Origin of the sequence: Salinibacterium amurskyense, from assembly GCF_002797685.1 — a bacterium.
Classification (GTDB): Bacteria; Actinomycetota; Actinomycetes; order Actinomycetales; family Microbacteriaceae; genus Rhodoglobus; species Rhodoglobus amurskyensis.
Map to the genome: position 1 here is coordinate 430,527 of NZ_PGFH01000002.1, position 16,553 is coordinate 447,079.

The 16,553-nt window shown below is 61.9% G+C and carries 19 protein-coding genes; 15 read left to right on the forward strand and 4 right to left on the reverse strand.

The annotated features are described in order from the left end of the window. Window positions 1-35 precede the first annotated feature (35 nt). The 3 genes from CLV85_RS11220 (at window position 36) to ychF (ending at window position 3,734) form a co-directional block, all read left to right on the forward strand. Entirely contained in the window at window positions 36-956 is a 921-nt protein-coding gene (locus CLV85_RS11220) for a LysR family transcriptional regulator (RefSeq protein WP_100389706.1), read from the forward strand. A 131-nt stretch (window positions 957-1,087) separates the two neighbouring features. Then, a complete protein-coding gene (locus CLV85_RS11225; RefSeq protein ID WP_100389707.1) occupies window positions 1,088-2,584 on the forward strand; it encodes a CoA-acylating methylmalonate-semialdehyde dehydrogenase in 1,497 nt (498 codons plus the stop codon). Between the two features lie 73 nt (window positions 2,585-2,657). Further along, the gene (gene ychF, locus CLV85_RS11230; protein WP_100389708.1) at window positions 2,658-3,734 is read left to right on the forward strand and encodes a redox-regulated ATPase YchF; all 1,077 of its coding nucleotides are present in this window, start codon (window positions 2,658-2,660) and stop codon (window positions 3,732-3,734) included. Window positions 3,735-3,797: 63 nt separating this feature from the next. Here ychF and CLV85_RS11235 read toward each other — a convergent pair whose 3' ends face one another. Beyond that, window positions 3,798-4,745: a class II glutamine amidotransferase gene (locus CLV85_RS11235; protein ID WP_100389709.1), complete on the reverse strand. Its 948-nt coding sequence runs from the start codon at window positions 4,743-4,745 to the stop codon at window positions 3,798-3,800. Window positions 4,746-4,921: 176 nt separating this feature from the next. Between CLV85_RS11235 and CLV85_RS11240 the strand changes: the two genes are divergently transcribed. Together CLV85_RS11240 and CLV85_RS11245 are read left to right on the forward strand one after the other, a co-directional pair. Next, window positions 4,922-5,179, forward strand: a complete 258-nt coding sequence (locus CLV85_RS11240; RefSeq protein ID WP_100389710.1) for a DUF4190 domain-containing protein — start codon at window positions 4,922-4,924, stop codon at window positions 5,177-5,179. Between the two features lie 10 nt (window positions 5,180-5,189). After that, complete coding sequence (locus CLV85_RS11245) at window positions 5,190-5,576, forward strand: hypothetical protein (protein ID WP_100389711.1); 387 nt, start codon at window positions 5,190-5,192, stop codon at window positions 5,574-5,576. A 39-nt stretch (window positions 5,577-5,615) separates the two neighbouring features. Here the strand turns inward: CLV85_RS11245 and CLV85_RS13375 are convergent, their stop codons facing one another. Beyond that, window positions 5,616-5,999: a hypothetical protein gene (locus CLV85_RS13375; protein ID WP_147433372.1), complete on the reverse strand. Its 384-nt coding sequence runs from the start codon at window positions 5,997-5,999 to the stop codon at window positions 5,616-5,618. A gap of 165 nt (window positions 6,000-6,164) precedes the next feature. Between CLV85_RS13375 and CLV85_RS11250 the strand changes: the two genes are divergently transcribed. The 3 genes from CLV85_RS11250 to CLV85_RS11260 are packed head-to-tail and all read left to right on the forward strand — an operon-like array spanning window position 6,165 to window position 8,249. Beyond that, window positions 6,165-6,839, forward strand: coding sequence for an SDR family NAD(P)-dependent oxidoreductase (locus CLV85_RS11250; RefSeq protein WP_100389891.1), 675 nt, complete (start codon window positions 6,165-6,167; stop codon window positions 6,837-6,839). Between the two features lie 56 nt (window positions 6,840-6,895). After that, window positions 6,896-7,915, forward strand: a complete 1,020-nt coding sequence (locus CLV85_RS11255; RefSeq protein ID WP_100389712.1) for a hypothetical protein — start codon at window positions 6,896-6,898, stop codon at window positions 7,913-7,915. Beyond that, a complete protein-coding gene (locus CLV85_RS11260) occupies window positions 7,905-8,249 on the forward strand; it encodes a hypothetical protein (protein WP_169925815.1) in 345 nt (114 codons plus the stop codon). Before CLV85_RS11255 ends, CLV85_RS11260 begins: the two co-directional genes overlap by 11 nt. Window positions 8,250-8,305: 56 nt before the next feature. Here CLV85_RS11260 and CLV85_RS11265 read toward each other — a convergent pair whose 3' ends face one another. Next, window positions 8,306-8,890, reverse strand: a complete 585-nt coding sequence (locus CLV85_RS11265) for a nitroreductase family protein (protein ID WP_100389714.1) — start codon at window positions 8,888-8,890, stop codon at window positions 8,306-8,308. Between the two features lie 182 nt (window positions 8,891-9,072). Between CLV85_RS11265 and CLV85_RS11270 the strand changes: the two genes are divergently transcribed. The 4 genes from CLV85_RS11270 to CLV85_RS11285 all read left to right on the forward strand — a co-directional run bounded on the left by CLV85_RS11270 (window position 9,073) and on the right by CLV85_RS11285 (window position 12,872). Continuing rightward, window positions 9,073-9,432: a zinc ribbon domain-containing protein YjdM gene (locus CLV85_RS11270; protein WP_100389715.1), complete on the forward strand. Its 360-nt coding sequence runs from the start codon at window positions 9,073-9,075 to the stop codon at window positions 9,430-9,432. Window positions 9,433-9,453: 21 nt separating this feature from the next. Further along, window positions 9,454-10,458, forward strand: a complete 1,005-nt coding sequence (locus CLV85_RS11275) for a Ppx/GppA phosphatase family protein (protein ID WP_100389716.1) — start codon at window positions 9,454-9,456, stop codon at window positions 10,456-10,458. After that, window positions 10,455-11,492, forward strand: a complete 1,038-nt coding sequence (locus tag CLV85_RS11280) for an LLM class flavin-dependent oxidoreductase (protein WP_100389717.1) — start codon at window positions 10,455-10,457, stop codon at window positions 11,490-11,492. Before CLV85_RS11275 ends, CLV85_RS11280 begins: the two co-directional genes overlap by 4 nt. A gap of 111 nt (window positions 11,493-11,603) precedes the next feature. After that, complete coding sequence (locus CLV85_RS11285; RefSeq protein ID WP_100389718.1) at window positions 11,604-12,872, forward strand: Fic family protein; 1,269 nt, start codon at window positions 11,604-11,606, stop codon at window positions 12,870-12,872. Here the strand turns inward: CLV85_RS11285 and CLV85_RS11290 are convergent. Beyond that, a complete protein-coding gene (locus tag CLV85_RS11290) occupies window positions 12,857-14,209 on the reverse strand; it encodes an MFS transporter (protein WP_100389719.1) in 1,353 nt (450 codons plus the stop codon). The two genes, CLV85_RS11285 and CLV85_RS11290, sit on opposite strands and share 16 nt — an antisense overlap. A gap of 291 nt (window positions 14,210-14,500) precedes the next feature. Here CLV85_RS11290 and CLV85_RS11295 point away from each other — a divergent pair, with 291 nt between their 5' ends. The 3 genes from CLV85_RS11295 to CLV85_RS11305 are packed head-to-tail and all read left to right on the forward strand — an operon-like array spanning window position 14,501 to window position 16,337. Then, entirely contained in the window at window positions 14,501-15,724 is a 1,224-nt protein-coding gene (locus CLV85_RS11295; RefSeq protein ID WP_189621946.1) for an iron-containing redox enzyme family protein, read from the forward strand. After that, window positions 15,721-15,927, forward strand: coding sequence for a CDGSH iron-sulfur domain-containing protein (locus tag CLV85_RS11300; protein WP_100389720.1), 207 nt, complete (start codon window positions 15,721-15,723; stop codon window positions 15,925-15,927). The genes CLV85_RS11295 and CLV85_RS11300 overlap by 4 nt, the downstream gene beginning before the upstream one ends. Window positions 15,928-15,947: 20 nt before the next feature. Beyond that, window positions 15,948-16,337, forward strand: coding sequence for a PPOX class F420-dependent oxidoreductase (locus CLV85_RS11305; RefSeq protein ID WP_100389721.1), 390 nt, complete (start codon window positions 15,948-15,950; stop codon window positions 16,335-16,337). Window positions 16,338-16,553 lie beyond the last annotated feature (216 nt).

Genomic DNA, 16,553 nt, shown 5'->3' on the forward strand with positions numbered 1-16,553 from the left:
CGCGCCCCTCTGGACGCGCCCCTAGGGTTAAGGGCATGGCCAGCGACTCCGTGCATCCGCTCGATGTGAGCACCGACGATCTGCGCTACCTCATTGCCGTAGCGCGCGCCGGCCGGATGGTATCTGCCGCCACGTTGCTCGGCGTCGACCACACCACCGTGCGTCGCCGCATCGATCGCCTCGAGGCTGCCCTCGGCGTGCGTCTGCTCGACCGCGGCGCCGACGGCTGGGAACTCACCACCATTGGCCGCGAAGTCGCCACGCGTGCCGCAGGTCTCGAGAACATCGTCGAAAACGTGGTCGGTGCCACGAGCGGCAGTGCCGACGAAGTGCGCGGCACCGTGCGCATCGTGGCGCCCGATGGATTCGGGGCCACCTTTGTGACCGCAGCGCTCGCGGCGGTGCAGGCGGAGCATCCATCCATCACGGTCGAATTGGTGACCTCAACACGCCCCCTCAGCTTGCGTGGAGCTGGCTTCGACTTGGCGATCACAATCGGTACGACGGCGACCTCTCGCCTCGCCTCCGAACCGCTCGCCGCGTACGCGCTGCGCCTCTACGCCTCGCCCGGTTACGTGGCTTCGCATCCGCCGATCCGTTCGGTGGCCGATCTTGACGCCCATCCGCTGGTCTTCTACGTGGATGCCCTGCTCACGGTTCGCGAGCTCGACCTCGCCCCGGTGCTCGGCGGTATGCGCGTGGGCTTCGGTTCTACGAGTGTGTTTGCGCAGCTCGAGGCCACCCGTCAGGGAGCCGGCATTGGGCTGCTGCACGCGTTCATGGCCGAGCCCGAACCAGGGCTCGTTGCGGTGCTGCCCGACGAGGTCAGTTTCCGCCTCGAGTTCGCTCTTTCGGTGCGAAAAGAGGCCGCGGATGTCGAGGCAGTTCAGCTGGTCCGGGCCGCTTTGCACCGCGAAGTTGCCCGTCGCAGTTCTGAGCTTTTGCCCCTCAATTAGTCCCGCTAGGCGTCGGCCGCTGACGCCCGTGCACTGGCTGTGCGTTTTTGCAGATTGCCCGTGCGCTAATAGGTCTTGATCGCAGATCGCAAAGGTCGCAGACTGGGGCTACTTCCGACGAAAGTAGGCCCATGTACTCCACGATTCCGCACTGGATCAACGGCGCCGCTACCGAGGGCGACTCGCCCAACCGTGGCGATGTCTTCAACCCCGCAACCGGCGCCGTCGCACGCACCGTTCCTCTCGCATCCGTCGCTGATGTCAACGCTGGTGTTGCCGCTGCAAAGGCTGCGTTCCCCGAGTGGGGTAACACGTCGCTTGCCAAGCGCACCGCCGTGATGTTCGCTTTCCGTGAGCTTTTCAATGCTCGCAAGGATGAGCTTGCCGCCATCATCACCGCCGAGCACGGCAAGGTTCTTTCGGATGCTGCTGGCGAGATCGCTCGTGGCCTCGAAGTTCTCGACTTCGCCTGTGGCATCGCTCAGCTCAGCAAGGGTGAGTACAGCGAAAACGTTTCGACCGGTGTTGACGTGTACTCGTTGCAGCAGCCGCTTGGTGTTGTCTCGATCATCAGCCCCTTCAACTTCCCGGCCATGGTGCCGATGTGGTTCTTCCCGATGGCTGTCGCTGCGGGTAACACTGTTGTGTTGAAGCCCAGCGAGAAGGACCCGTCGTCCGCCGTGTGGATGGCAGAACTCTTCACCGAGGCCGGCCTCCCCGACGGTGTATTCAACGTCGTTCACGGAGACAAGCTCGCCGTCGACACTCTTCTTGAGCATCCGGATGTCGCCAGCGTCTCCTTCGTTGGCTCCACCCCGATTGCTAAGTACATCTACGAAACCGCTGCCCACCACGGCAAGCGCGTTCAGGCTCTCGGTGGTGCCAAGAACCACATGCTGGTTCTTCCGGACGCTGACCTCGACCTCGTTGCCGACTCTGCCGTCAACGCCGGTTTCGGTTCCGCGGGCGAACGCTGCATGGCTGTCTCGGTCGTCGTTGCTGTTGAGCCCGTTGCTGACGAACTCATCGCCAAGGTCAGCGAGCGCATGGCGACGCTGCGCACCGGTGATGGAACCCGCGGGTGCGACATGGGGCCGCTCATCACCGAGCAGCACCGTGACAAGGTCGCCAGCTACATCGAGCTCGCTGAGACCGATGGCGCTTCCGTTGTTGTTGACGGTCGCGGCATTGAGATCGATGGCGACGCCAACGGCTTCTGGCTCGGCCCGACACTGATCGACAACGTCTCCACCGACTCCGATGTCTACAAGCACGAGATCTTCGGACCGGTGCTCAGCGTCATTCGCGTCGCCACCTACGAAGAGGGTCTCGAACTGATCAACTCCTCGCAGTACGGAAACGGCACCGCGATCTTCACGAACGATGGTGGAGCGGCTCGTCGCTTCCAGCGCGAAGTTGAGGTCGGCATGGTCGGCATCAACGTTCCGATCCCCGTTCCGGTGGCGTACTTCTCCTTCGGTGGCTGGAAGGACTCCGCGTTTGGTGACACGAAGGCTTATGGCCCTGACGCCATCCGTTTCTTCACACGTCAGAAGGCTGTCACCAGCCGCTGGCTCGACCCCAGCCACGGTGGAATCAACCTCGGCTTCCCGCAAAACAACGGCTAATAACTAGCCTGCTTTACCGTCGCGATAGCGGTCCCGCACCTCGGGGCCGCTATCGCCGGTAGGATTGACCCTCGTGGCTCTCACTATTGCAATCGTTGGACTCCCGAATGTCGGCAAGTCCACCCTCTTTAACGCTCTGACCAAGAACTCGGTGCTCGCCGCGAACTACCCGTTCGCGACCATCGAACCAAACGTGGGCATCGTTAACCTGCCCGACCCGCGCCTCAAGGTGCTGGCGGAAATCTTCGGCAGCGAGCGCATCCTGCCCGCTCCCGTCTCTTTCGTTGACATCGCCGGCATTGTGCAGGGCGCCAGCGAGGGCGAAGGTCTGGGCAACAAGTTCTTGGCGAACATTCGCGAGGCTGACGCAATCGCTCAGGTCGTGCGCGGCTTCAGCGACCCGGATGTTGTTCACGTCGACGGCAAGGTTGATGCGGCATCCGACATGGAGACCATCAACACTGAGCTGATTCTCGCTGACCTGCAGACGCTCGAAAAGGCTGTCGCTCGGTACGAGAAGGAACTCAAGACCAAGCGTGTTGAGCCCGCCGTTCTTGAGGCCGCGCTTGCTGCGCAGGCCTTCCTCAACGAGGGCAAGCCGCTCTCCGAGGCCACAAAGATTGAACTTGAGCTGATCCGCGAACTGGGTCTGCTCACCTCCAAGCCGTTCATTTACGTTTTCAACGTGGATGAAGCGGTGCTCGGTGACTCAGACAAGCTCGCCGAATTGGCTGCCCTGGTTGCCCCCGCGAAGGCCATCTTCCTCGACGCCAAGTTGGAGGCCGAACTCATCGACCTCGACGAAGAGGATGCCGCAGAACTTCTCGCGAGCACCGGCCAAGAAGAGAGCGGTCTCGACCAGCTCGCTCGTATCGGCTTCGACACTCTCGGCCTTCAGACGTACCTCACGGCTGGTCCGAAAGAGACTCGCGCTTGGACGATCCCGAAGGGCGCCAAGGCGCCTCAGGCTGCCGGCGTCATCCACACCGACTTCGAAAAGGGCTTCATCAAGGCTGAGGTCATCGGCTTCGACGACCTCGTCGAGACCGGCTCCATCGCTGAGGCTCGCGCCAAAGGCAAGGCCCGCGTTGAGGGCAAGGAATACGTCATGAGCGATGGCGACGTCGTGGAGTTCCGTTTCAACAACTAGGGGTTTTCGTCTTCCGTGACGCCACGCTGATCACCACGTCTGTGAGAAGAACACCTAGCGCGCTCAGACCTTCAGCGTGTTGATTGTTTTGGTGATGCGCTCGCCGTCATTCTCGAGGAAGACGATCTCGCCGAACTTGAGCTGTGACCAGTCGTCACCCTCGGTCAAGGGCTCGGAGGCGAATATCACACCGGTCGCGTCATCCTCGCTGCTCTCCTCGAAATCGTAGGTCGTAGCATCGTCCTCGAAGTTGCACCCCATCAGTAGGTACATCGGTTCGAGGAGCATCGAGAGCGCGAAGTCGTCGCTGTCGGGGGCCGACTTCCGCAGCTTCTTCCAGTCACCAGCGGGGTTGGTCTCACCGTGGTGACCGAGGCCGACGTTGACACCGATGATGCGGTCGGCTGACACGAGGGCCATTTTCAGCTTTGTCAGAGCGCCAAGGTCGAGGTCCTTCATCGCCTGGGCGATCAGTTCGATGAGCTTCTCGATCGCTCGTTGCACGTCCTCGTTGCTGTCACCCTCGAGCAGCGAGAGGAGTAGCACGTAGATGAACTCGGTGTCCGTGTTTCCGCGCATCTGTTTGAGATACCGATCCTCGCAGTGCTCCAGCAGCTCGCGCTGCAGGAGCTGCCAGTTGGGCAGGTAGCCATTTTGGGCGACGATCCACGGGGTCTCCTCGAAGGAGAACGGGTGGCAGTTCTCGTCGACCATCACGACCTTCGAGTCGTACGCCGCGGCTCGCACATGCGCCAACATGGTACTGGCCTGGAGGCTGGGGATCATCCGGCTGGCGTTGTCGTCGTAAAAGGCCGCCATGGGACGGCGGTAGATGAAGGGTTCTTCGGGCTTCAGCAGGTGCTCGCCCCAGATCCCGAATCCCCATCCGGCCAACTGGAGCTCGGGGTGCCGTTCGGGATCGAGTGCCTGATTGATCAGGCTGTTCTCTGGCTTGAGCAGGAGATTTTCCAGTGGTGTCTCAGGGCCGAGGTAGGCGAGCACGCGGCACATAAGTCTCCTTCGTTGGGCTCCTGTCATCCTACCGTCGGTACATGGAGCCGGTGCTGGCCATCTGAACAGCACACCGAGGTTAATCGGCAACGGAATGCGGTGGAGTTCCGCTTCAATAACAAGCCGCGGCTCGCAGTGTCGCACGACGGCTTTCCGCGGGCGTGCCACTATGACGTATGACAACAAATCCTGTTCCGCGCACGAACACGCTCGCACTCATCGGCTTCATCGCCGCATTCATGATTCCGATCGTGGGAGTGGTGTTGGGCGCAATGGGTCGCAAGCAAATCACGTCGAGTGGGGAATCGGGTCGCGGGCTAGCTCGTGCCGCGATCATCATCGGCATCGCAGGCACGTTGTTCCAAGTCGTTTTCTTCGCTGTCTGGCTTTTCTTCGTGACTACGGCCATGTCACAGGGCGGCATTCTGGGCTAGGGCCTCGACCATGATTCGGTCCTTCTGGAAGAAGCACGTCAAGCCTCCGCTCCCGGACGAAACCTTGGATCCGTTCAGGGGAGGCGTTGGTGTTCTAACGAAAGATGGCGTCGTAGCCGGCCACATCGCGTCAGTCGTAGGGCACTTCGTATCGCCATTGAGCCTCTTCCAGCAGACATGGTGGGTCTGGTACATCGTCGTCTGGGCCGACGGCACTCACGAGCTATCCCAGGAGGACTATCCACCGTGGATCACCGTGCGGGAGCTGCAAGCGGGATATTTCGATTTCATTGGCCACAAATCGCCGCACCACGGTCGCTACGAATTCGCTTGGCTCGAAGCGGACGAAGCGGCCGCTACTAAAGAGAAACTAGGCATCACGGACGAAGAGTTTTAGTGGCGCTGAGTGTGACGTGACTGCGTCGACGCTCTATTCTTAGCGTGAATTAGGCTCCGCGAATCTCTTCTCAAGCTTCGCGAGCTGCGCGGGCGACCGCGTCCAATCCGGGTTTTTGTCCCAGGCTGGCTTTCGTTTGCCACTTTGTTTCCGCGTGAGGTGCCACGCATCGCAACGATCACAGGGATAGACGCGATGTGGCAAATTCACGTCTGCCTTTTCCGCTTTCTGCCAGCGGCTAAGTGCCTCGCGAGCTTCCGCCTGAGTGCGGAAGGCGTTCTTGGTGCAGGATGATGCTTTCGCCACCGGGGATGGTGGTGGCGTCGACTTGGCATTTAGCGGGCGTGTTGCCTTCGTTTTCGTGGCCGGAGCGGTTTCAGCGCGGTTCAATTGTCGATCGATCGCGTTCAGGATCGCGTCCATGTCTGCGTCATCCTCTGCTCCATATATCTGCCGGTCACTGAGGGAATATCGCTCTTCCATAAAACGCAGGATAGCGGCTGGACCCGCCACTGCGTTCCCTGCCGAAACGCCGGTAAGCTTTTTCGAGCAGCACGGCCCGCCGAACGCTTTGATCAAAGGATGCTCATGCCCGTTATCGCCATCATCGGAGCAGGCCCCGGACTCGGCGCTGCAGTAGCCCGCCGGTTCGGACGCGAGGGCTTCGCGGTTGCCCTCATCTCTCGGGATCAGTCGAAGCTCGATGCGCTCGCCGCTGAGCTCGAAACGGCTGGGGTGACAGCCCGCGGTTTTGCTGCGGACGTGCGCGAGCCTGCGCAGCTCGAAGGCGCACTCGCTCGTGCGGCTGCCGAACTTGGGCCGATCACGACGGTGCAGTACAGCCCGCTTCCTTCGCGCGATTACCTGAAGCCGGTGCTCGATCTGACTCCCGAACTCGCGCTCGAAGCACTCCAGTTTTCTGCCCTTGGGCTCATCCACACGGTGCGTGCGGTACTGCCTGCGATGCGCGAGGCTGGCCACGGCAGCATCATCCTGATCAACGGCGGAACCTCGGTGAAGGCGCGTGCTGGCTTCGCGGGAACGTCACTCGCGTTCCCCGCCGAGAGTGCGTACGGCGAGATGCTGCACGAGACGCTCGAAGGGGAGGGGATCCGCATTCGTCAGCTCGTCATCCCGGGCGGCATTCCCAAGCTTCAACTGCCCAATGGCATCGACGATGTCGCGTCACGCATCTGGGACATTCACGCCGCAGCAGGCGAGTTCCGCACGATGCTCATCCCGCTCGAAGACGGCCGCGAGTAGCGCGCCATTCCTCCGCTAAACGCACCCCCCGTAGCCCTTCGAAAAGGAACCAGTTCATGACAGCAGCGGAAGACTACCTTCGCGACATCCCCGCCGCGCATCGTGCGGCGACAGACACAATCGTGGCGAAGCTCGCGGGCTGGGCCAAGAACCTTGCCGCTGAACTGCAGCCTGTGGTCTTCCTCCCCGGTCAAACGGATCACCCCGTTTTCGACGATGCTGCACGAGTCTTCGAGGATGCCGCAGAGCAGCTGTTGCTTGCGGATGCTCCGCGACCGAACGAGGTGCCGCTGCTGTTCGTCGGCTACCATGCCATGAATCGCTTCACACGAAAGCGCCAGACTCTGGGTTTTCTCGTGACCGATCAGCGCATCGTTATTCAAGACAAGTTTGCGGGAGTATTCGGGCGAGAGCTTCCCAACTATCGGATGCTGCCCGTCACCTCGGTAGATCCGGTCGCCTCCAGCCATGCCCTGATCAGTTCCGTTGGCAGTGCGTTCGACTGGTCAGACATGGTGAAGCTCATCGGCGCCGATTCGGCTGAAGGCCACTCTCCAGAGTTCCGGCTCACCCAACTTCTCGTGGACGCGGTGACCAGCGTCGTGCAGCTCTCGCAGGCGCTCGGTCTCGCCGTCGCGGGTGAACCGGGCGAGGAAGAGACTGAGAACTCGACTGCTTCTGAGTTAGTTCCCCGGCTGGCAGAACTCGGCATCCGTAGTGACGTAATGCTGGCCGACGACCCGCGCCTCGCGAAGATGCTCAAGAAATTTGGCCCAAAGATTGGCTTGGGCGACGGCGAGACGATCGCGTTCGCATCCCTCGATAAAACTTTCGCAGGCGTGTACGGCATCGTCGTCACCGATGTCGCGGTTCGCTCGTGTGACCTGATGGAAGAACCAGTCGTATCTCTCCGCAGTGCAATCGACCCGGCATCCATCAAGCTGGATGAGAAGGCGAAGGCGATCATTGCCGAGCCGGGCGTCGCGCACGTTCTCGTCTCGCACCTATCGGCCGACGTGAAGGATGGCATCCTGACCGCGATGCGCGAACTGATTGCGGGCGACGTTGTGGCATAAAGACGATCCGCATCGCCCGGTAGATTTCTGGCTGGCTTCCAAGCCAAGTCGAAGTAGAGCCAGGGTCATCGTGCTGGCTGTTTTCGCAGCGATGGGGGCTTACTTTTCCCTAGGCGTGTTCATCGGTGGGCTTTTTGAGTTCTCGGGCGATTGGACTGGCCCTCTCAAAGTCGACACCCGCACTTTTGATTGGGACTTCGCACAAGCGTGGCACTTCTTCGTTCCCGTGGGATCGATTCTGCTGCTCTCGGTGATCGGGATGTTCGGGAGCCTGATCCATATCGTCATGAATCCGCGAGATGGACGATCAACCCCGCCAACCCGCGATAAATAGCCAGGCGGCGTGGAGTCGCGCTTAACAAACAGCCGGACTCCACGAGCCATCAAGCGTTACGCGTTAAGGAGCACCGACTCGGCGGCGGCGCGACGTGCGCGGGGTGCAGTTTCGCGCTCGCGAATAACGTCGGTCATCTCGGCGGGGTCGCCCAGTGAGCCAACGGCCATGACCGTGGTGGGGGTGAAGCGGTCGTCGATCTCGAGGGCTGCTGCTGCGGCATCCGGATCGAAGCCTGACATCTGGTGGCTGAACAGTCCGTGGCTCTGGGCCTGAATGGTGAAGTAGGCAACGGCCTGGCCGAGGTCATACGTCGCCATGGCCTGCGCCCGTCCCTCTTCGTTGTGATGCTCGGCAACGAACAGAATCAGCGCAGAGGCGGACGGAGCCCACGACTGGTTGAAGCCACTGAGAGTGGAGACGATGGCGTCGTGCTGCGGGGTTCCGCGACGAGCGATAACGACTCGCCAGGGCTGGCTGTTGTAAGCCGAGGGTGCCCAACGGGCAGCTTCGAGAGCGTTCTGCAGTGCCCTCTCATCAAGAGGTGCCGTGGCGTCGAAGTGGCGGGGGCTCCACCGTTCGGCAAGCACATCAAGGATGGGGGAGTCGGTCGCGGCTAGACGGTCGTGAAGCATGGTCATGAAGCGGGCCTTTCAGGGGTTGAACAGAGTCGAACAGTGATGTCGTGGGGTGCAACGTGTGCGTTGCCGGTCGTATTCCAGATCAGTGCACCAATCTGCAACCGCACGATCAGGTAAAATTGACGATTAGCGACTAGTTCAGCGCTGCGCCAGCCCAATCGGCGCCCAGCCGAAAGTGCCTTATGTCTGACTCCCTGCCTCTCTGCCCGAACTGCTCAAGCGATCTCGCCTACGAAATGGGCTCGCTGTTGGTGTGCCCGATGTGCGCGCACGAGTGGTCGCCAAGCGAGGCGGATGCCGCTGCCGAAGCCGAGCAGAACGCCGCAGTGATCAAGGATGCGTTCGGCACGCCGCTCGCCGATGGCGACACGGTGAGCATCGTCAAGGACCTCAAGGTAAAGGGCAGCCCCACGTCGATCAAGGTCGGTACGAAGGTGCGCAACATCCGCCTCGTTGACGGCGTTGGTGACCACGACATCGACTGCAAGGTCGACGGTTTCGGCCAGATGCAACTCAAGTCGAGCGTCGTCAAGAAGGTTTAGCGGCAGCACCAAGGAGACCCCATGACTCGCGTCGCCGCTATCGATTGCGGAACCAACTCGATCCGCCTGCTCATCGCCGACCTCGACGGGCACGGCGGCCTCACCGATGTGCTGCGCACTCTCGAAGTCGTGCGTCTGGGGGAGGGTGTCGACCGCACCGGTCGGTTCAGTCAGGGCGCCCTCGATCGCACCCTCGCGGCCGTGCGCCGCTACGCCGATCTGTGCCGCGAGCACGGTGCCGAGCGCATCCGTTTCGTAGCTACGTCTGCGACTCGGGATGCCGCCAACCGTGCCGAGTTCACCGACGCTGTCGTCGCGATTCTTGGCGTGCCGGTCGAAGTGATTCCCGGAACCGAAGAAGCCGCGCTGTCGTTCCGCGGAGCGCTCACGGCGTTGCCTGCAGCCGAGCCCAACGACGCCGTCAACAGCACGCCAGCGCCGAAAAACCTCGTCGTTGACCTCGGCGGCGGCTCCACCGAGCTCGTGATCGGTGGCAACATCCCCGAAGCGGCATATTCGATGGATGTCGGCTGCGTGCGTCTGGCGGAGCGCAACATCACGAGCGACCCACCTTCCGAATCCGAGCTCGACGCCATCCGTAGCGACGTCAGCGCGGCCCTCGATATCGCTACGGCGATGGTGAATCTCTCGCAGGCCACCGAAGTCATCGGTGTTGCCGGGACAGTCACCACCATCACCGCGCATGCCCTCGGCCTCACCAGCTACGACCCGGTCGCGATCAACGGCAGCCGACTGCCGCTCGCCGACGTGCTCCGTTCGTGCGAAGCGCTCACTCTCATGCCGCGCGTCGAACGCGAAGCGCTGCCCTACATGCACCCCGGTCGCGTCGACGTGATTGCCTCGGGCGCTATCATCTGGGCGACAGTGCTGCACCGGGTGGCGGATGCCACGGCTGCAGCCGGTCATCCGCTCGAGTGGGTCACGACGAGCGAGCACGACATCCTCGACGGCGTCGCCCTTTCGCTCGGGAATAGCCCGCCTGAGCTACCGGTTTCGCCAGTATGACAAAACTTGGGTTCCTCTCCTTCGGACACTGGCAAGACGTCGAAGGCTCGCGCACTCGCACCGGGGCTGACGTGTTGCTCCAAGCAGTGGAACTTGCGGTAGCGGCTGAAGAAGTTGGCGTCGATGGTGCTTTCTTTCGCGTGCACCATTTCGCGCGCCAGCATGCATCGCCGTGGCCGTTGCTCGCCGCTGCTGCTGCCCGCACGAGCACCATCGAGCTCGGTACTGGTGTCATCGATATGCGGTACGAGAACCCTCTCGCGATGGCAGAACTCGCGGCGCAAACGGATCTTATTTCCGCGGGGCGTTTGCAGCTGGGCATTAGCCGAGGCTCACCCGAAACAGTGATTGACGGATGGCGCGCGTTCGGTCATGAGCCGACAGCGGGCGAGAGCGATGCCGACATGGCGCGCGCTCACACCGACAAGTTTCGCCGTGCGATCGCGGGCGAGGGATTCGCTCCCGGCAACCCGCAGATGATCGGCACGAGCGCTCTTCAGCCGATTCAGCCGCAAGCGCCCGGGCTCAGCGAACGTATCTGGTGGGGCGCCGGCACTCGTGCCACGGCCATCTGGACTGCTGAGCAGGGGATGAACTTGATGAGCTCAACACTCCTCACTGAGGACACCGGAGTGCCCTTCGATGAGCTGCAGGCCGAACAGATTCTGATGTTCCGCGAGGCGTGGGCGAGTGCCGGCCACGACCATTCGCCACGGGTATCCGTGAGCCGCAGCATCCTGCCCATCATTGATGACGAGACCGAATATTACTTTGGAATCCAAGGGCAAGTGGAGCAGCGCGACCAGGTCGGCATGCTCGACGGTTCGCGCTCCCGTTTCGGTCGCTCCTACATCGGGGCCCCCGACGTTATCGCCGCCGAGCTCGCGCGCGACGCAGCGGTTCAGGCGGCCGACACCCTGCTGGTAACCGTGCCCAACCAGCTCGGGGTCGAGTTCAATACTCGTATTCTCGAGGCGCTCGTGAAGCACGTGATGCCCGTAGTCGACGCCGAGGTTGCACCCTCGATCGCCTAAGTGCTCGATCTGCTCGACGGTGCGGCCCGATGAGCCGCGACAGCGCCTAAAATAAGGTTAGATGCACTAAACTTATTTTATCGCCGCATTCGCGAACCTTAGGTGGCCACTATGTACTACGTCGATCTGCTGTGGAATCCACAAGATGGCGCTGGGTTGAGCCGCAAAGACCGCGCAGCTGGCACTTTCCGTGCGTTCGTTCCCGACGAGCTCGATTTAGCGCTCCCACGAATTTCCGATGAAGCAAACCAGGCGGCAACGGATGCCCTCGCCGTTCTCGCGCGGGCAGACGAGCGCATCGGCACGAAAAGTGGATACCTCAACCATCTCCTGATCCGGTCCGAAAGTATTTCGTCATCGTGGATCGAAGGAAACCGGGTTACTCCCAAAAAACTTGCGATCGCCGAAGTGTTGCATCAAGGCAAGAGCGTTGCCCTCGACGTGATTGCAAACGTCAGAGCAACGGAAGAATCGATCGATGTGCTGGCTGACCGCACGAGGCCGGTCAGCGTCTCTGACATCGAACACCTGCAACACGTTATCGAGCCGTCGCTCCCGGCGGGGATCCGTCGCGAGCAAAACTGGGTCGGCGGAAATGGCTGGTCGCCGCTGAGGGCAGATTTCGTGCCGCCTCCCGAAACTGAGGTACGTCGACTGCTCGATAACCTTGCCCAGTTTGTTAGTGCCACCGAAGGCAATCCCGTCGTTCGGGCTGCACTCGCCCATGCTCAGTTCGAAACCATTCACCCTTTCATCGATGGCAACGGTCGTACGGGTCGAGCGCTCATCCACACGGTGCTGAAGCGGTCGGATGCCCTGCGCAACATTCTCGTGCCGATCTCAACTGTTTTCGCCGGCAACAGAGACTCCTACATCGACGGCCTCACCGATTTCCGGGCAGATCGTGTCGATGACTGGATTGTCGGATTCTCCCGCGCGGCCGAGCAGGCTGCTTCTAACGCTGTCGAACTCGCTCAAGACATCACGCAGCTCGACGGCGTACTGCTCGATCAGCTCCTCGCCTATCGAACCGAGAGCGGGCTGTCGCCAGCGCAACCACGGCGGGGAGCCGTCATTGTGGGTGTGCTCAAGAATCTCGCATCTGAACCTGTCCTGACAGCAGAGCGGGTCGCAGCAACCTATGGAGTCTCGACGGTCGCGGCACAGGGCGCGCTCAACCAACTCGGTGAGGCGGGCATCCTTTCTCGCACCAAGGATCACAAAGGGCGGCTGGTGTGCTGGACCTCGGACCGACACCTCGGACTCGTTGCGCTCACCGAACGCAGCAATCGAATCGGAGGAGGGGACACCTCCGACGGTAAGCCCCGCCATGCGCCGGCCGCGCCCGACATCGATGCGGTGGGTCAGTTGCGCAACTGAGGCTGCGACTCACCGTCGAGGTCAACCCGCGCCGCCTCCGGCCCCAGAAACGCACCCACTGCAATCAGCACCCCGCCGAGCGCGAGCAACGAAGCCACCGCACCCTGCTGCCCGAGCACACTCTGTAGCGCCGGCAGGTAGTACGGGTAGAGCGCCGGAATCACGATCGACAGGCTGTATCCGACCCCGTACCCGCTCGCGCGCACGGAGGTCGGGAAACGCTCGACCAGGTACGCTCCGACGGGTCCATAGGCCGAGACCGTCACGACTTGCAGCACGACTACGGTGAGCACGAGCTGCGCGAGGTTGGGCGCTGTGAACACCGCGAGAAAGGCGAGTGGCCCGGCAGCCGCCGTCAGCACTCCGAACCCCATAAAGAAGCGCCGCCGTCCGGTGAAGGTCGAGAGGTGGCCGCAGGCTGCCATAGTGAGAGCGGATGCCGCGGTGCCGATCATCATCGCGCATGACAGGGTTCGACCATCCAAAGTCCCTGTCGCACCCAGCGCCCCGGCTCCGGAACCCAGCTGCCCGGCGAGCACCGGAATCGCCATGTTGGTCAGAAGCCACAGGCCGCTCATCATGATGAACACTTGCCAGAGGGCGCGGCGGTGGCGGCCGACGAGGATCTCTTTCAACGGGTGCGCGCGCTGCCCCGGTCGTTGCCACTGCGGCGATTCTTCGACGCGCGCACGGTAGTAGAACAGCATCGTGAACGCGAGCAGCGAGCCCAGAACGAAGAGAGTTCGCCACCCCCACTGGTTATAGGCGGCGGCATCGAGCACGCTCTGTAGCACGAACACCATGCCCGCGATCGAAGCGTTGGCCCAGGGCGACATCCACATGATGAGGCCGCTGACGAGGCCGCGCCGTTCGGGCCGCGACCATTCCATCGCGAGTGGGATGGCGGAGGTGTATTCGCCGCCCAGGAAAATGCCGCCGACAAACCGCAGCAGCAGAATTGCGGCCAGAGTTCCACCGCCCAGCACTGTGTGATCGGGAACGAGCGCGATCAGCAGCGTCGTGAGGGCAACGCCCAGCAGCGCGACTTTTGTGGTGGCCGTTCGCCCAATGCGATCAGAGATCGATCCGAAGATCGCAGCCCCGATCGGGCGCCCCAGCAGGGTGGCCACGAAGATCAGCCCGGCGTTGCCGACGAGGTTATCCGAGCCAAATAGCTGAGCGGATGCCGGAGCCAGCGCAATAACCGGCAAAAAGATGTCGAACTGGTCAACATAGTTGCCGAAGATGCCGCCGCGTACAGCGCGTCGTGTGCCGAGTGGTGGCCTGGATTCGGCGGCGGAGTTCGACGCAGCAGTGAGGGAGCGAGATCGAGACATAGGCCGTTCTTCCTTCGCCGGCATTACCCGGTAGGTTCAACGGTCGAAGCGGCGTCAGCTTCCTCTCAGCCCGTGCTTTCGGGCTCCCGTGGGGACGAGCAACAACATAGCACCCGAGTCGTGTAGCTGCCCCTCTTGGGCGTTGTCAGTGAGCTTACTGAGAAAAACTTGGGAGCACGGCAATTGCGTTGACCGCGCTCGACCCGGTTGGCAACATAAGTTCACTAACGAAGCTGGCGGGGCAATTCGGGTGCCCTGTCTGAGGTCTTCGTCACGATCGGAGAGGTCATAATGAACCCCACGGAGAACTCTCCTGCCCTCGAAACGACGCCCCACAACGGCTCAGTTGCCGAGGCAAACACCACCACGGTTACCGCGAAGCCCGGTGACGGCTCACGACTGTGCGAAAACTGGCACGACGAAGAGATCGAACCCCGCGGTCCCATCAGCGAACTCCTGCTCGCTGCCTTCGCGAATCAAGCCGCGCCGCCCACGATTGACGGCCTCGCTGATGAGGTGGCCAGCGCTATTGCGAGCGGGCGCGACCTGGTCCGTGATGACGATGTACAACTCGCGCTCTATCTCCTCTACGGTCTGTCTTATGGTCGCGTCGTCGACAACGGCGACCAGTGGGAGTGGCACCCTGACACCGTTGCCGCTCGACTCGATCTCGAGCGCGCTTTCGAGGCTCAGCTGCGCGAGTTGGTTCCGACCACTGAGCTTCCCAACGCAGCGGCAGAAGATGTCGCACAAGCGCTCTTCGCTCTTACTGCTCCTGATCCGGATGCCGGGCCAAGCCTCTCGCGCCACGTCGCAAAGAGTCTCACTCACGAGCAAGCGATCGAGTTCATGGTGCAGCGTTCCATCTATACCCTGAAAGAAGCAGACCCACACTCGTGGGCGATCCCGCGGCTGACGGGACGCGCTAAAGCGGCGCTCGTCGAGATCCAAGCTGACGAGTACGGCAATGGTCGGCGGGAGCGGATGCACTCCGAACTGTTTGCGCGCTCGATGCGCGGCATCGGGCTGGACTCTCGGTACGGCACCTACGTCAACTTTGCGCCGGCCATCACACTTGCCTCGTTCAACATGATTTCGCTCTTCGGAATGAACCGCCGACTGCGCGGAGCGATCGCGGGGCACCTAGCTGCGTTTGAGATGACGTCATCGATCCCTAACGGCCTCTACGCGCGCGGTTTCCGCCGCCTCGGTTTCGACGAGAGCGTCACTGAATACTTTGACGAGCATGTTGAGGCGGATGCCGTGCATGAACAAATCGCCGCCCGCGACCTCGCCGGTGGGCTTGCCGAAAGCGAGCCCGCCCTGCTCAGCGAGATCTTCTTTGGAGCACGTGCCTGCCTGCTGATCGACGAATGGGTGGGCGACCACATCCTCGAATCGTGGGTGGCCGAGAAGTCATCCCTGCGTAAGCCGTTTCCCTTCGAGGCGGTTCTGGCCGACCGCGACGGGGGCACGGCGAGCCCGGCTGATGCTGAGGTGGGGGCAGGACGATGACAAGTTCAGAGAACCAGGATGACGTCGAGGTGATGGCGTGCACCAACGGACCTCTTCTCGTGCGGGGTCAGATCGACCTGCGCTCCGCTGATGGCCAACCGATCGAGCAGTCTCGAAAAACAGTGGCTCTCTGTCGGTGCGGAGTATCGGCGATCAAACCGTTCTGCGATGGCACCCACAAGCTCATCAACTTCAAGGCCTAGCGCCACGGGATAATGGGCTCATGACCACCGCCGACTTTTCCACGCTCGCCACCGAGACTTATGTCTCCGTCACTACCTTCCGCAAGTCAGGGGAGCCGGTGTCGACTCCGGTGTGGGTGGTGGCCGAGGGCGATCGTTTGCTCGTCACCACTGCGCCCTCGTCGGGCAAGGTGAAGCGAGTGCGTCACACCCCGCGCGTGGAGGTAACGCCGTGCGATATGCGCGGCAATATTTCCGACGGTGCCGTTGCGCTGCCTGCGACTGCCGCCATCCGCGACGACGAAGCGACGCTGGATGCGATGGATGCCGCTCTGAAGAAAAAGTACGGTGCCAAATACACGGCCATTCGGCTCGCGCAAAAGGTCCGGGGCACTGCGGGGCAATCCGTGGCGCTGGAGATCCGACTCTAACGACGGAAGCGACGCACGCTCTGCCGGCGGCATCCGCAAACACACCATGAGCGTCGCAAAGCGACGGAAGATTATTGCGTACGCGGTGGATTGTGAGCGCGATTTTGGTGACATCGGCAAATTTCGATCGCAAAAGTGAGAAATACCTGTGCACAACCGTTTCGTTGATGCGAAATTGTGTCACTATTGTGTATGCCCCCGAAAGGGGGTCAACTC

What these genes read in the sequence shown, in the direction of transcription:
- CLV85_RS11220 (WP_100389706.1), top strand. Translation starts at nt 36, where the DNA reads ATGGCCAGCGACTCCGTGCATCCGCTCGATGTGAGCACCGACGATCTG.
- CLV85_RS11225 (WP_100389707.1), top strand. Translation starts at nt 1,088, where the DNA reads ATGTACTCCACGATTCCGCACTGGATCAACGGCGCCGCTACCGAGGGC.
- CLV85_RS11235 (WP_100389709.1), bottom strand. Translation starts at nt 4,745, where the DNA reads ATGTGCCGCGTGCTCGCCTACCTCGGCCCTGAGACACCACTGGAAAAT.
- CLV85_RS11240 (WP_100389710.1), top strand. Translation starts at nt 4,922, where the DNA reads ATGACAACAAATCCTGTTCCGCGCACGAACACGCTCGCACTCATCGGC.
- CLV85_RS11245 (WP_100389711.1), top strand. Translation starts at nt 5,190, where the DNA reads ATGATTCGGTCCTTCTGGAAGAAGCACGTCAAGCCTCCGCTCCCGGAC.
- CLV85_RS13375 (WP_147433372.1), bottom strand. Translation starts at nt 5,999, where the DNA reads ATGGACGCGATCCTGAACGCGATCGATCGACAATTGAACCGCGCTGAA.
- CLV85_RS11250 (WP_100389891.1), top strand. Translation starts at nt 6,165, where the DNA reads ATGCCCGTTATCGCCATCATCGGAGCAGGCCCCGGACTCGGCGCTGCA.
- CLV85_RS11255 (WP_100389712.1), top strand. Translation starts at nt 6,896, where the DNA reads ATGACAGCAGCGGAAGACTACCTTCGCGACATCCCCGCCGCGCATCGT.
- CLV85_RS11265 (WP_100389714.1), bottom strand. Translation starts at nt 8,890, where the DNA reads ATGACCATGCTTCACGACCGTCTAGCCGCGACCGACTCCCCCATCCTT.
- CLV85_RS11270 (WP_100389715.1), top strand. Translation starts at nt 9,073, where the DNA reads ATGTCTGACTCCCTGCCTCTCTGCCCGAACTGCTCAAGCGATCTCGCC.
- CLV85_RS11275 (WP_100389716.1), top strand. Translation starts at nt 9,454, where the DNA reads ATGACTCGCGTCGCCGCTATCGATTGCGGAACCAACTCGATCCGCCTG.
- CLV85_RS11280 (WP_100389717.1), top strand. Translation starts at nt 10,455, where the DNA reads ATGACAAAACTTGGGTTCCTCTCCTTCGGACACTGGCAAGACGTCGAA.
- CLV85_RS11285 (WP_100389718.1), top strand. Translation starts at nt 11,604, where the DNA reads ATGTACTACGTCGATCTGCTGTGGAATCCACAAGATGGCGCTGGGTTG.
- CLV85_RS11290 (WP_100389719.1), bottom strand. Translation starts at nt 14,209, where the DNA reads ATGTCTCGATCTCGCTCCCTCACTGCTGCGTCGAACTCCGCCGCCGAA.
- CLV85_RS11295 (WP_189621946.1), top strand. Translation starts at nt 14,501, where the DNA reads ATGAACCCCACGGAGAACTCTCCTGCCCTCGAAACGACGCCCCACAAC.
- CLV85_RS11300 (WP_100389720.1), top strand. Translation starts at nt 15,721, where the DNA reads ATGACAAGTTCAGAGAACCAGGATGACGTCGAGGTGATGGCGTGCACC.
- CLV85_RS11305 (WP_100389721.1), top strand. Translation starts at nt 15,948, where the DNA reads ATGACCACCGCCGACTTTTCCACGCTCGCCACCGAGACTTATGTCTCC.